13 protein-coding genes are annotated in these 14,362 nt (G+C 43.9%); 4 read left to right on the top strand and 9 right to left on the bottom strand.

Going from position 1 to position 14,362, the window contains the following annotated elements; translation table 11 throughout:
- Positions 1–17: 17 nt before the first annotated feature.
- Positions 18–1,043: a tetratricopeptide repeat protein gene (locus tag GSF13_RS05895; RefSeq protein WP_211867469.1), complete on the top strand. Its 1,026-nt coding sequence runs from the start codon at positions 18–20 to the stop codon at positions 1,041–1,043.
- A 125-nt stretch (positions 1,044–1,168) separates the two neighbouring features.
- Positions 1,169–1,630 carry a cyclic nucleotide-binding domain-containing protein gene (locus tag GSF13_RS05890; protein ID WP_010374445.1) on the top strand — a complete coding sequence of 154 codons (462 nt, stop codon included), beginning with the start codon at positions 1,169–1,171 and terminating at the stop codon, positions 1,628–1,630.
- Positions 1,631–1,663: 33 nt separating this feature from the next.
- Here GSF13_RS05890 and GSF13_RS05885 read toward each other — a convergent pair whose 3' ends face one another.
- The 7 genes from GSF13_RS05885 to GSF13_RS05855 all read right to left on the bottom strand — a co-directional run bounded on the left by GSF13_RS05885 (position 1,664) and on the right by GSF13_RS05855 (position 11,800).
- Complete coding sequence (locus tag GSF13_RS05885; RefSeq protein WP_010604323.1) at positions 1,664–2,899, bottom strand: cysteine desulfurase-like protein; 1,236 nt, start codon at positions 2,897–2,899, stop codon at positions 1,664–1,666.
- A 9-nt stretch (positions 2,900–2,908) separates the two neighbouring features.
- Positions 2,909–3,541, bottom strand: a complete 633-nt coding sequence (locus tag GSF13_RS05880) for a 2OG-Fe dioxygenase family protein (RefSeq protein ID WP_010604322.1) — start codon at positions 3,539–3,541, stop codon at positions 2,909–2,911.
- A 245-nt stretch (positions 3,542–3,786) separates the two neighbouring features.
- Complete coding sequence (gene acnB / locus GSF13_RS05875; RefSeq protein ID WP_045989411.1) at positions 3,787–6,384, bottom strand: bifunctional aconitate hydratase 2/2-methylisocitrate dehydratase; 2,598 nt, start codon at positions 6,382–6,384, stop codon at positions 3,787–3,789.
- 310 nt (positions 6,385–6,694) lie between these two features.
- On the bottom strand, positions 6,695–7,744 hold the full coding sequence (locus tag GSF13_RS05870) for an OmpA family protein (RefSeq protein ID WP_206472338.1): 1,050 nt from the start codon (positions 7,742–7,744) through the stop codon (positions 6,695–6,697).
- A 151-nt stretch (positions 7,745–7,895) separates the two neighbouring features.
- Positions 7,896–9,674 carry an ABC transporter ATP-binding protein gene (locus GSF13_RS05865; RefSeq protein WP_211867468.1) on the bottom strand — a complete coding sequence of 593 codons (1,779 nt, stop codon included), beginning with the start codon at positions 9,672–9,674 and terminating at the stop codon, positions 7,896–7,898.
- Positions 9,675–11,096: a protein adenylyltransferase SelO family protein gene (locus tag GSF13_RS05860; protein ID WP_211867466.1), complete on the bottom strand. Its 1,422-nt coding sequence runs from the start codon at positions 11,094–11,096 to the stop codon at positions 9,675–9,677.
- A 23-nt stretch (positions 11,097–11,119) separates the two neighbouring features.
- Entirely contained in the window at positions 11,120–11,800 is a 681-nt protein-coding gene (locus tag GSF13_RS05855) for a DNA-3-methyladenine glycosylase I (protein WP_010604317.1), read from the bottom strand.
- A 498-nt stretch (positions 11,801–12,298) separates the two neighbouring features.
- Here GSF13_RS05855 and GSF13_RS05850 point away from each other — a divergent pair, with 498 nt between their 5' ends.
- Positions 12,299–12,811 (top strand): sigma-70 family RNA polymerase sigma factor, encoded by a 513-nt coding sequence (locus GSF13_RS05850; RefSeq protein WP_010604316.1) that lies wholly within the window; start codon positions 12,299–12,301, stop codon positions 12,809–12,811.
- Between the two features lie 9 nt (positions 12,812–12,820).
- Here the strand turns inward: GSF13_RS05850 and GSF13_RS05845 are convergent, their stop codons facing one another.
- Complete coding sequence (locus GSF13_RS05845; RefSeq protein WP_010604315.1) at positions 12,821–13,270, bottom strand: TerB family tellurite resistance protein; 450 nt, start codon at positions 13,268–13,270, stop codon at positions 12,821–12,823.
- A gap of 54 nt (positions 13,271–13,324) precedes the next feature.
- Between GSF13_RS05845 and GSF13_RS05840 the strand changes: the two genes are divergently transcribed.
- Positions 13,325–13,699 carry a hypothetical protein gene (locus GSF13_RS05840; RefSeq protein ID WP_010604314.1) on the top strand — a complete coding sequence of 125 codons (375 nt, stop codon included), beginning with the start codon at positions 13,325–13,327 and terminating at the stop codon, positions 13,697–13,699.
- 51 nt (positions 13,700–13,750) lie between these two features.
- Here the strand turns inward: GSF13_RS05840 and GSF13_RS05835 are convergent, their stop codons facing one another.
- Positions 13,751–14,341 (bottom strand): hypothetical protein, encoded by a 591-nt coding sequence (locus GSF13_RS05835; protein WP_206472313.1) that lies wholly within the window; start codon positions 14,339–14,341, stop codon positions 13,751–13,753.
- Positions 14,342–14,362 lie beyond the last annotated feature (21 nt).

Below are 14,362 nucleotides of genomic sequence, written 5' to 3'. Positions count from 1 at the left end.
AGTTAAATAGTGCTAGTGTGTCATCTTTTATAGTCGCTTTAATAATAATCTCAAGTGCTTTAGGTGCGGGAGAAGCTAAGGTAGAGCATACCTATGAATATGATAGAGCCGAGTATTTTCTCAACAAAGACCCTGCTCGTGCTTTACAAATCATTCAGCAGGTTGAGCCAGACAGGCAAACGAATAAAGCTCAATATATCAAAAGACAGCTTTTAGAAGCTACAGCACTAATGCTGCTGCGAAACAATGATGTTGCGCAACAGCCTGTGGCACGGCTTTTTGAGCTTTCTCAGACTGCTGAGTTTCGAGGCGAGCTTTTCCAAATCACCTTTTTATCCGCAACTTTGCTTAGACGTGCAAATCGCCTGGAAGACGCCACACAAGCCTATACTTGCGCACTTAAATACACAACTAATTTGAAGCAACAGCTGAGGGTATTAAATGGACAAGCAAATACACTCAGAGAACAAGGACGATACCCAAAAGCAAGCGCCATTTACGCTCAAGCAATCAAGGTCGCAGAGCAACTCCCTGATAATATAGCCATGGCTTCTATCTACAACAACTTAGGGGTGCTGCATCTAGATGCCAATAACTTAACAGATGCAAAATCAGCCCTTCAGCATGCTTTTGAACTTTTCCAGCTAGCCACAGTCAAGTCAGCCGTTTTAAATTCCGGTCTCAATCTTCTACTCGTCGCGGTGTTAAGCAAAGATGAAGTCCTTTATCAACGCCTCCAGCCTAGATTACAAGCACTAACAGAGGATTACTTAAATGAGTCTCGATCGGCTTATCTTGACTGGATAAAAGCAGGACAGGCGTTTTCCCAAGGAAGCCACCTCAACGGATCAGAAAAAGCCAAGTTAGCGGCATCTTTTTTGAAAATAGATGACTTAGGCTTGAAGCGATTATTAAAAACACACTTAGCTGTACCAATGAATGTGCGTCTAGATGCATCAGCATTTAAGCAAAACGCGTTTTCACTGAGTAGTTTAAAAGCAGCTCCTGTATGGGTCAAAAAGTTACTCAACTGCAACTGGTGAGTTGATTTATTCACAGCAGCTTGTATTCATACCTCAGAATCAACCTGCAAATGGGGGGTAATCATTGACGAGAAAGTCAAAAGCACGCAATATTCAAGAATAAGTTTGATTTGTGAATAGTTTGCATGAAGTTACTTGAAAATGTGCCACTGTTTAAACAACTAGAGATCATCAATCGCTTAGCGTTTTTTAAAGAGTTTACGCTTGCCGAGCGCCAGGTATTGCTTGAGTCTTTTGGTCACTTATATCTGGTGCAACAAGAGCGTCATGCTTTCAAACGCTTTGAAAAAGACAATCGCCTGTATATTGTATTAAGCGGTGAGTTTTTGATTTTTAAACAAGATGCGGCCCATGATTTAGGTAAAGTTGGTCCTGGAGAGTTTTTAGGTGAAGGTGCATTTATCACTAACCGAGAACGCAGCACTAGCGCACAAGCGTTAAAAGACAGCATCATATTGGCGATAACCCCAGATGCATTAACACGCTTGCCCAATGTGATCCGGGAAAAAATCAAAGATAAGCTCATTGAAGGTATGAGCCATCGCATTGCTAAGCTCAATGCATTTATTGAAGGGCAAGAAACCTAAATGAGCAGTGGGAGCCGTAGCTCCCACTTTGTATTATGCTAACAACTCACTGAATGCATCAAACAAGCTATCTAGTTCTTCTATGGTGTTGTAATGCATACAACCGATGCGAACAACCCCACCTTTATCCATCACCCCTAGCTGCTCGCAAAGCCCTTGGGCGTAGAAATTACCATCCCATACGCACATGTGCTTTTTACCTAAGAATTCCGACACGGTACGTGGCTCGATGCCATCAAATGTCAAAGCAAACGTTGGTGTACGCTCAGCGAGTCGCTCACGTGACTCGATACCAAAAAGTTTAATCTTTTTAAATTCGGCTAAACGCGTTAAGAAGTGCTGGCTAAGCTGCATCTCATGCGCTTTTGTGCGTGCAAACGCCTCAACCAGTTTCTCACGGCGTGGTGTATCTGCACTCATCTCGCTAAGTGAAGCAATGTAGTCAATCGCCGCAACAACACCCGCTAGTCCTTCGAAACTCTGCGTACCAGTTTCCCAGCGGCCTGGGATAATGTCTTTTGCCGGCTCCACCTTATACGGAGTAAAACCTTCTAAATGCTCACGCTTACCATAAACAATGCCCACATGCGGACCAAAGAACTTATAAGCAGAGCACGCAAGGAAGTCGCAATCCAAACCTTGTACATCGATTAGCTCATGAGGTGCATAATGCACAGCATCAACATATACCAATGCACCAACTTGGTGCGCAAGCTCCACAATGCGTTTGATATCGTTGATTGAGCCCGTTGTATTCGATGCATACGTCACCGCAACTAACTTAGTCTTGGCATTTAGTAGTGATTCAAAATGCGCAAGATCAAGCGTGCAATCGGTTTCATTAATACGCACCGCATGTACCGTCGCACCTTTATCTTCGGCAGCTTGACGCCATGAAGAAACGTTTGAATAGTGATCGGCATTGGTCACAATAACTTCATCACCTGCTTGCCATTCGCGAGATAGCGCACGGCTAAAGCTAAAGGTTAAGCTAGTCATGTTGGCACCAAATACAATTTGATCTGCACTTGGCGCATTGAGTAAGTCCGCAACCGCTTGGCGCGCTTCACTCATCAAACTGACGGTCTTATCGCTTGAGAAAAATGCACCACCTAAGTTAGAGTTAAAATAACCAAGGTAAGCAGACATCGCGCTCAACACGGATTGCGGTACTTGAGAGCCACCCGGGCCATCAAGGAAAATTGGCGTGGCTCCACCAATACTTTGCATAAGCGCAGGGAACTGACGACGCACTAGATTTAAATCCATACTACCCTCTTAGGCTGTAAATACGAAGCAGTCTAGGTAACCGACTTGCTCGGCATCTAGCTTGTTCATCGGTGTTGCGTTATGCCACACTTCACGGTCATTCACCAGTGCAAATAAACCATCTTTGATTTCCATTTTGAAACAGGGCTCAGCTTCTTTGTGCTCATATACCAATAGCTCGCCACCGGCGATATTTTCGTGAGAAACACCGCAGACACAGACATGGTCAAAGCCATCTTGGTGCACACCTTCTGGCGCAGGAGGGGTATCGCTTTCAATCGCTAACATGCGAAACTGATGCACTTCTATGCTGGTATCGTCTGCAATTCCCGTCATGGCTTTAAATTCAGCAAGCATATGCTTAAAGCCATCGGTGTTTAACATGTCCTGCTCAAGGTTTTCGTAAACACGCTCAATATTACCTTGGAAAGTATTAATTGAGTCGTCTTGCACGAAAGCTTTCGTCGGCTGCAATGTTACTTCACCGTCAGTGAATTTAACCACAGAGTAACGGCGCTTTCTGAATGCACCATCGGCATAAGGGTTATCTGGAAGTTGATTGAAAAAAGGCTTAACTGCGTCGATATGTGACTGCGGTAAAAAGCGTAGTTGTAATAAATTCTGGTTGTTTACTGTTGTCATGATCCTCTCGCCCATTGATGAGAATTTGCCGACAATTCTAATAAAACCAGAGAAAATTACTGTTTAAAAAAACGGGATTTTAACAACCAAAACGCAATAAAAACCCACTTATAGCCATTTTAATAGATTACTTATCTAGGTTTAAAATAATGCTTGATAACACCATTTAACTTGAGTGCTTTATGTGCATAAAAAAAGCCAGCATGCGCTGGCTTTTTTCTTTCAATGTATTCTAGAGCGAGTAATTAAACCGCTTGTTGAATGATCACTGAGTCTGCCTTTTTAGTGTACTGAGGCATCTTATGGAAGTTCAAGTAACGGTAAGTGTCCGCAGCCGTTGCATTGATCTTCTCTGCATACTCTTGATATTCAGCAGGTGTTGGTAGTTTACCAAGAATAGCAGCTACCGCTGCAAGCTCTGCTGATGCAAGGAATACGTTTGCACCTGTACCTAAACGGTTAGGGAAGTTACGAGTCGAGGTAGAAACAACCGTTGCTTTATCAGCAACACGTGCCTGGTTACCCATACATAGTGAACATCCTGGAGTTTCGATACGTGCACCTACACGACCGTAAATACCGTAGTAACCTTCGTCAGTTAACTGATCGCGGTCCATCTTCGTTGGCGGAGCAACCCATAGTTGCGTTGGTAGACGACCACCGAAATTATCCAGTAGTTTACCAGCTGCACGGAAGTGACCGATGTTAGTCATACAAGAGCCGATGAATACTTCGTCGATCTTCTCACCAGTTACCGCTGAAAGTAGACGAGCGTCATCAGGGTCATTTGGTGCACAAAGGATTGGCTCTTTGATATCAGCAAGATCAATCTCAATGGTGTGCGCGTATTCTGCATCCGCGTCAGCAGTCATTAGCTCAGGATTCGCTAGCCACTCTTCCATCTTAGTGATACGACGCTCAATGGTACGTACATCACCATAGCCTTCAGAGATCATCCACTTAAGCATCACGATATTAGAGTTTAGGTACTCTTCGATAGACGCTTGTGAAAGCTTAACAGTACAACCTGCCGCACTACGCTCTGCAGATGCGTCAGATAGCTCGAACGCTTGCTCAACCGTTAAATGCTCAACACCTTCGATTTCAAGGATGCGACCAGAGAATTCGTTGATCTTACCTTTTTTCTCAACCGTCAATAGACCTTGCTGGATTGCATAGTAAGGGATAGCGTGTACTAGGTCACGTAATGTGATACCCGGCTGCATTTCACCTTTAAAACGAACAAGGATTGACTCAGGCATATCCAACGGCATTACGCCCGTTGCTGCTGCAAACGCTACTGCACCTGAACCGGCTGGGAATGAAATACCTAACGGGAAACGAGTATGTGAGTCACCACCTGTACCTACTGTATCTGGAAGTAGCATACGGTTTAGCCATGAGTGGATAACACCGTCACCAGGGCGTAGTGATACACCGCCACGGTTCATGATGAAATCAGGAAGTGTGTGGTGTGTGTTTACATCGATTGGCTTAGGATAAGCTGAGGTATGACAGAATGACTGCATTGTAAGGTCAGCAGAGAAGCCAAGACAAGCAAGATCTTTAAGCTCATCACGCGTCATTGGACCCGTAGTATCCTGAGAACCTACTGTTGTCATTGTTGGCTCACAGTATTGACCTGGGCGTACACCTGCCATGTTACATGCTTTACCAACCATCTTCTGTGCAAGCGTAAAGCCTTTACCAGAATCAGCCACTAACTTAGGCTTACGGAAGATATCTTCAGCTTCTAGGCCTAGTGAAGCACGAGCTTTATCAGTTAGACCACGACCGATGATCAATGGAATACGGCCACCAGCACGCACTTCATCAAGAATTACGTCTGATTTCAGTGAGAACGTTGAGATAACTTCGTCAGTACCGTGACGCTTAACCACACCTTCGTATGGGAAGATGTCGATTTGGTCGCCCATATTTAGTTCGTCAACTGGAAGCTCAATCGGTAGTGCACCTGAATCTTCCATGGTATTGAAGAAGATTGGCGCAATTTTACCACCTAGACACACACCGCCAACGCGCTTGTTTGGTACGAATGGAATGTCATCACCCATGAACCAAAGTACGGAGTTAGTTGCAGATTTACGAGATGAGCCTGTACCAACAACGTCACCTACGTACGCTAGCGGTAAACCTTTACCATTAAGCGCTTCCAGTTGTGCAATTGGACCTACTTCACCTGGCTTATCAGGGTTGATACCGTCACGCTCGTTTTTAAGCATAGCCAGTGCGTGTAATGGGATATCTGGACGAGACCAAGCATCTGGTGCTGGAGACAAGTCATCTGTATTTGTCTCACCCGTTACTTTGAATACAGTCACTGAAATCTTGTCTGCAACGGCTGGCTTCTCAAGAAACCATTCTGCATTTGCCCATGACTCAATCACTTGCTTAGCAAACTCATTGCCTGCTTTTGCTTTTTCTTCTACATCGTAGAATGCGTCAAACATCAGTAGTGTATGAGATAAACCCTTAGCAACGATAGGTGCAAGTGCTGCGTCGTCTAGTAGGTCGATCATAGGCGCGATGTTGTAACCACCAAGCATAGTGCCAAGTAGTTCAGCTGCATACTCTTTTGAAATGAGTGGTGATTCAGCTTCGCCTTTCGCTACTGCAGCCAAAAAGCCTGCTTTTACGTAAGCGGCATCATCTACACCTGGCGGTACACGATTGATAAATAGATCAACGATGAACTCTTCTTCACCTGCAGGTGGAGTTTTTAGTAATTCGATAAGGTCAGCAGTTTGCTGCGCGTCTAACGGCTTAGGCACGATACCTTGCGCGGCACGCTCTTCTACGTGTTTACGATATTCTTGAAGCACAATATTGCCCTCTTGGTGACGTGGACAGACAAGTAAATGATCTGGCTGCGATTATTGATGCAATCGGCTGAACCATTCCCTTGACCATAAAATATAATGAACAATTATAAGGTCTTTGAGTATAGATGAAAATCTTGCATGCGATACCTCGCCTTATAGTCACTATAAATACAATGAATAAGCATACCGAAACAAGTATATTTTGATGAATATTAGTCAAACGAGAATCATTTTAATTTTGCGAAAAGGTACGCTTGGTGGGATTAAAAAAGGCTCCCGAAGGAGCCTTTTTGCATAAGTTAAGTAAAAATTAACGCTTAACTTTTACTTTCTCTTTAGAAGAAACGTGCGCTTCCACGCGACGGTTTTCAGCATGCGCTTCAAGCGTATTAGCTGGGTTTTTCAAACGCTCTTCACCGTAGCCTACTGTGGTAATACGCATTGAATCAATACCCATATCTACGAGTTTCTCAGCAACGTTTTTCGCGCGGCGCTCAGAAAGCTTTTGGTTGTAATCCGCATCACCTACTGCTGATGCGTGACCTTCAATCACTACATCTGCATTTTTATGTTCTTTTAAAAACTTAGCAACCGCGTTGATATCATCAACATATTGCTGTGAGAAAGAAGCATCATCGTGCGGGAAACGAACCAGTAGATTTACTTTGTCTTCATTCGTTTCATATAGAGTACAACCTGACGCATCAACAGCATCGGTCATTGGTGTATTGGCACATTTGTCTTCGCTATCCACAACACCGTCTTTATCACTGTCTTGTGGTGCTTCTGCAACTACAGGTGCCGGAGCAGGTGCAACTTCTTCCGTTTTACCAGCGCTACCGAATGAGTAGTTGATACCAATTTTACCGCCAACATCAGTAAAACCTGCTTCTAAGCCTTGGTAAACTGCCGCTTCTGCATTCACGAACAAGTGATCGGTGAAGTAGTGACGAACACCAGCACCAACGTTAGCAAAAGTGTTATCTGAAATGACGTCCAGATTCATCTTTTTGATACCCACTAGACCATAGAATGGGCCACCATCAAAGTGATATAAACCATCGATACCATAACGCTCTGCGTCTAGTGAACCATTGCTGATCCCACCAAGATCAAAATCCATGTCTGCATACTCAAGACGACCACTCCAATATTTATCAAAACGGTAGCCGATTTCAGCACCCCAACCAGTAGACTCTTCTACGTCTAAGCCAGCCATATCACGGTGATTTTGCCAGTCAGCATCATAGTAATCACCGAATACACCAAGATATACACCTTCAGTAGGTTCAGTGGTGTTTGCATTTGCATTGGCTGTTACTGCCATCGCAACTAGTAAGCTCAAAGTTTTAATTTTCATCATTCCTTCCCATCTCTGTTAGTTAACGCATTGAGTATTGACTCGGATAGTCTACCAGAAAATGCGTCTACTGATTACGTTGCATAGATAATATTAGCTCGTCCATTAATGTTTACTTAACGTTACATAAGGAATTTTTGCTATTTATGAATTAATTTTGATGACCAAATAGGATTTGATACAGACCTTGTTCCTTTAACAAATCCTTATGTTCTCCATACTGGGACACTTCACCATCATCTAAAACATAAATTAAGTCGGCTTGTTTTATTGCGCTCAGTCGATGTGCAATAATCAAAGTCGTTCTATCAGCCAAAAACGCTTGCAAATTGCGATGAATTTTTGCCTCAGTCTCAATATCAAGTGCTGAGGTCGCTTCATCCAGCACCACCACTTTAGGATCGGCAACAACCATTCTAGCAATGGCTAACCTTTGCTTCTGTCCTCCGGACAATTTAATCCCGTTGCGACCGACTTGCGCATCTAACTTGTCGGCTAGCGCAAGTACGGTATCGGCTAGCTCTGCAACTCGGAGTGCCTGCCACAGTATTTTGTCAGATACCTCTCTTCCCATTGCTAGATTTTCACGGATGCTGGTATTAAAGAGTATCGGCTGCTGCAGTACAGTCACTATATTATCTCGCACAGCTTCGTATCCAATCTGCTCTACTGGCGTGTCATTTATATGAATCTCGCCGCCTTGTTTTTCATACAATCCCAAAAGCAATTGCACCAAAGTAGATTTACCACCTCCAGACACCGCTACTAACGCTACTTTCTTCCCTGCTGGAATATGCAAAGATACCTGTTTGAGCACGGGTTGCTCTGCAACGTAAGCGAAGTCTATATTGGCAAATTTGATATCAACCTGAGATGAATCAAAGACGGTTTTCGTAGCGGGATATTGTGCTTCTGTCGCAAAATTAAAAACCTGATTTAACCTACTAAGTGCCGCCGAGGCACCATAGTACGCATATTGAATACCAAGAATTTCCTGCACAGGCCCCATCATGAACCAAAGGTAACCAAATACCGCAAATATCTGGCCGACCGTTAAATCAGAAAACACCACCATAAACATAGCGACAGCACGGAAAAACTCGAACCCCACCAAAAACACGGTAAAACTTAAGCGGTTAACCGCATCCGTTTTCCATTGTGACTGCACCGCGTAATGTTTGAGATCTTTGGCAGCTACTTTAACTTGTGCAAAGTAGTTACCCTCTCGACGAACGGCTTTTAGTTGAGAAATAGCATCTAGCGTCTCGACTAGTGAAGTTTGCAGTGCCTCAAATGCAGCATTCTCTTCCTTTTTCAGCTCTTTAACATGTTTGCCAAACTGCCGAGAAAAATAGATGACCGCCGGATTGAGCAACAAGATCACCAGCCCCAACATCCAATCAATCCAAAGCAAAATCGCCGCAGTGCCAATGATTGTGAGTAAACCGATTAAAAAGCGTGACAAGGTTTGACTGATAAATTTATCCAAGGTTTCCACATCGGTAATACAGCGAGAACTAATTGCTGCACCGCCTTGGCTTTCGTACTCCTTCAGTTGAACTTTAGGTAAATGCGTAAGTAAGCGCTCACGGATTTGATAACTAATGTCCTTGCCAATAATAGTAAACTGGCGTGACTGCATCACCCCTAACACCAAGCTGGCCAAACGCATGGTTATTACAGCCAACAAAATAACCACGATATAGCCACTGGGGCCATGCCATTGCTCGGGCAATACCGAGTTCATCCAAGCCACTGCTCTGCCAGGTGTATCTAGTAAGACTTCATCGACCAGCAACGGCATCATCAAAGGGATAGGGACACTCACCAACGCGGCAAACAAGGCGATGATATGCGCCTTCATAAGCGGCCGTTTGTGCTCAAGGACTTTACGTTTAATTTCTTGCCAAGAAAGCTGCTGTTCTGCCATTTAGGTTCCACAAAAAGTTTGATAGTGGGCCGGTGTAGACGCGCTGGTCCACGATTCAGGATAGTCTTTGTAATCATAGGGCGACGTCAACGCAGTTAGCCAATCCTCTAGTGTTTGACTCATGCCTTGCTGATTAAATAGCGCAATCTCAGCCTCCACCAACGCATTACGGGGGATAAGTATCGGGTTAGCTTGACTCATCAAGTTAGCCGCAACCTCATCGGCAGCACGCCTTTGCGCCCATTGTCGCTGCCAGCTCTCCAACTCCGTTGGCACGGATAAAGCTTTGTTTGGATGACCAAGCAAGCTATTGGTTAGTGCCGCAAAGGTATTGGTAAAGTCTAGTTCGTGCTCCGTCATCAACTTGAGTAAGTCACTAAGTAGAATGTCGTCTGCGTCGCTCCATTCATCAATACCAAGCTTAGCCGCCCACATATCTTTGTACTTGCGATTAAACGATTCAGAAAACTCCGCTAAAATTTGACTAAATGCTTCAATTCCCGCTTGCTCATCCTGCCATAACACCAATAAGGCCTCGGCAAGTCGCGCACAGTTCCAATTCATGATGTTTGGCTGATTACCAAACGCATAGCGGCCTTGGCGGTCGATAGAGCTAAACACGGCGTTAAAATCAAACTTTTCCATCATTGCACAAGGGCCGAAGTCTATCGTTTCGCCACTGAGCAAAATATTGTCGGTATTCATCACGCCATGAATAAAGCCAACCCGCATCCACTCGACAACTAAGTCCACCAACTGCTCACACACTTCACGAAACAATTCGAGTACATCCTGTTCGGTCTCAACTTTAAATCCCTCAAATAATTGCTCGCCCAGCAAGTTAAGTAGGCTCCATAGCTCATCTTTATCTTGCTGTGTAGCCAGATATTGCAAGGTACCGATGCGGATATGACTTTTTGCCACACGACATACAACTGCGCCAGGTACTTCACCTTGACGATAAACATGGTGTCCAGTGGTTACAACAGCTAGGCATTCCGTAGTTGGAACCCCCAAGCCAACCATAGCTTGGCTCATTATAAACTCACGTACCGCAGGTCCTAGCGCACAAAAGCCATCACCACCGCGAGAAAATCGCGTCGCTCCAGAGCCTTTCAAGTGCAGGTCGTATTGACGTCCGTCATCGAGCTTCACCCCGCCAATTAAATGCGCTCGGCCATCACCAAGTAACGGGTTAAATTGCCCAAACTGATGACCACTGTAGGCTAAGCTCGTAGGTTCAATATTGCCTAAAGGGCGCTGACCACTTAACAGCTCAGCAAGCGCTGTGGTGTCGTATTCCTTTAGCTCAAGCTTAACTAGCAACGGCGTATTAGATAGTAGTAATGTGGGCTGATTAAATCTTGCTGGTTGCTCCTTAAAGAGCAGAGCAGAACCCTGATAGGGCTGAAAAAATACCATGCGATCATCTCTATTTTTAGCGCCTAGCGAATATTATCACCAACACTCATTGACACAATTTGGCTTAACTCTTGTAAGCTAAGCCCGCTATATTGACGCATTTCATTGAAAAACTGCTGCGCCGATTGCAGTGACTTCTGACTTTGTAAGCCTCCGTCTATGATCTCCTCGGCACGTAGCACCGTTTCGACGTCTTTACTCAGTAAAAACGTATCTTTACCTAACACACGAAGTGCGTAAGGCCCGGTATTCCCACCGAGTCTCGAACCATGCTTTTTCAAGTACAGCCACAGACCTACGATATTGTCTTCAGGCCAGTGTGCGACGAAATCACTAAAGCGACCATACTGTTGTTGCACTGCAAAAATCATATGGCAATTGTCAGCGATACTTTTTACCTTTTTAGCATTACGAATGATCCGTTCATCCTGACTACGTTGCTCATACATTTCAGGTGACATCATAAGCAACTTCTCAATTGAGAATTGCCAAAATACTTCTCTAAAGCCATCCCACTTATTATCAACCACCGCCCAATAAAACCCGCTCTGGAAAATCTTGCGAGTAAATTCTTCTAGCCATTGATCATCACTTAATGCCAATAGTGATTCGGCACTCAATGGTTGGTTAAGCTTAGCTTTTAGCGCCGCCTCAGAGCCTTTGCGCTCGGCAGCTCTATGATAAATTTTTTCGAATACTTTCATGCTCATGACCGAGTTTTATTGTTATCAAATACAGGGTAACTTATCTGACTTTGCGGTGTGAGTTAATTTTAATAAAAGTAGATTGCTCAGGTTGCTCTTATACAAGACAGATATCCCTTTAACATCATACCAACACCATCAATATTAAGAGCAGCTCAAAGCCGACTCTTTTTTCCAAGCACCCAACAAAGCACATTGTGATTACCGCTCCCTAACGAACAGCCATACAGTTAGTTTTCATTTTGTTAACTTAAACACTTCCATTGTTAGAGAGCACCAAGCTCACCTTGTAGAGATAAAGCCCATGTTGACCGTAATCTGCTAGCAACTTTCTCAGTAATTGTAATGACAATAGAATGTTAATATATGGTGCAAAAAATTGCGTAAAAGTATTAATTTAACTTGACATGAACCCATAACAGAAAATAAGATCGCACAGCAAATGATAAGTGTTTTCATTTGCAATGGTAAAGTATAATTAACATAGGAGTGTGATCTGTGTCCAAGTTTGCTATCAAGTGGGCTAACGTTATTTCAGACAACAAAGGGAAGGTACTCGCGTATCTCAACAGTATCTTAAAATGCCCCTATCTTGCCGAAGATGCGTTACAGGACACTTTTATCCGTCTTAGCAGCATGTCACATACACAAAATGCGCAAATCAATAACACAACGAGTTTCTGCTTCCAAGTGGCTAGGAATATTGCAATCGATATGCTTAGAAAGCAAAGTCGAGAAAGCTTAGTTGCCCTTGAGGCAACGCATGTAGAGTACATGTCAGACACAGATTCAGATATCGAAAACAAAGTCGAGTCGGCACAACTGGATAGACGCATGGACTCAACAATCCAAAAACTGTCAACTCGCCATCAAAATATCATTAGCTTTTATCGTACTGGTCGATTCAAACAAAAAGAAATTGCGAAGCTTTATAAAATCTCACCAACCTTGGTTAACTTTATGATAAAAGAGGCTGTACACAGCTGCCAAAAGGAGTTTTTAGCTCACTAGAATAGAGGATTATACACTAGCTGATTGTTGTACTCGTAGCTTCGCAGCAATGAAATCAGGGTGGGCAACATAAAACAGCCCGGCTATTTTCCGAATTATATGGTCTTCATGACTGTCTAACTCACCATCAGCATAAGCAACGTGCCACAACAGCTCAATGACCTCGATGCGCTCAATGTCGCTGGTGTGATTGTTCACTTGCTTGGCAAAAGAATACATATCTACTGCCTGTTCCACCAATTGCTGCGCTTGTGTTATCAGTGCACTGACTTGTGGTTCAGGCAATTCACAACGTGTTTTGAGTAACTCCGCAATTTTATCGAATTCCGACTGTTGTAGTTTGCCGTCCGCTCGCATCACTTCGACCAGTAATGCAGCAAGCGCGGTATTAAAGTCGATTTCTTGTCTCGGTGACGACTCCTGCAAGCTTTGAAATAGTTTTTTAAGTTGGTTAAGCAAGTGACTAAACTCCCATGTGATATACTAGTAATGTAGCAGACTAAAAGGATGGTTATGCGTAAGTTATCATTGAGACTAAATTCATTAAAGCTAAGTTCCCTAATTGTAAGCGTAACATTGCTCTCAGCGTGCCAATACACACCGGTTCCAAGAGGCGAACCTGAAAAACTTTATGACTTTGACCATAAAGTACATTATGAGCAAACCACGTATAACGATGACCACTTTCGACTGGCAATTAAGCCAGATAGTTATGCGCATTTTAGGCAACAAAGCGTTTTTTTGCTGCGCCATGCCAAACGCTTATGCCAAGGTAGTAACCCACAATTGACATTACTCGGTGGCGTCCAAGGCTTTGATAAGATGCCATTAGAGCCAAGACCTTACCAGAATGACTTAACAGTAGACGTAAAGTGTGTGGCCAAATAGCCACACATTTTTGTTAGCGCTATAAATCTTTTTCTGTAACCCGCTCTGGGTTTAGTTTTCATACCCCCAAGGTGCTGCTGGTGCGGTTACTGGTTTTGTTAAATCAAAGTCCACTCGGAACTCTCGCCCTTCACGCACTAAACGATAGGTAAACTGCTCTGGATAGATATACATCTGCCATGTATTTCCAATTGATTGTGGGATCCCTTGTTGGACAAATAACTGTTTTGAGTATTCATCAGCAGGGAACGACTGCACGGTATTAAATCCCGCATCTAGGGTATGACCCCCATACATAGTAGAAACATCGTCACTGCCATCTTCATGGCGGTGATCGTGCTTTAAGCTCAAACCACTCCCTGTTTTGGTGATGATCCAAGTTCTTGAAGCATCTTTTCCTACATGAAATGGGACTTGAAGCTCAGCGTCGCCACATTTACGAACGTGCATCACAAGACGCGCATCGCTAAAGCTGCTTGGACCTTGATTATCCACCGTTACTTTACCTTCGTAGGCTTTACCACAATGCGCTTTAATAGCGTCAAAAAATGCATCATGGCTTGGGATGGAAACCAGCGGGGCAGGACGCGCGAAGGCTGCGCAGCTCAAGGTTGCGAGTAGCGCTAAAGTTAATTTTTTCATTGGAGACACCTAAAACAAATA

Origin of the sequence: Pseudoalteromonas sp. M8 (assembly GCF_018141365.1) — a bacterium.
In the GTDB taxonomy this organism is placed as follows: Bacteria; Pseudomonadota; Gammaproteobacteria; order Enterobacterales; family Alteromonadaceae; genus Pseudoalteromonas.
The sequence above is the reverse complement of the archived record's forward strand: the minus strand, read 5'-3'. Positions and strand labels throughout refer to the sequence as shown.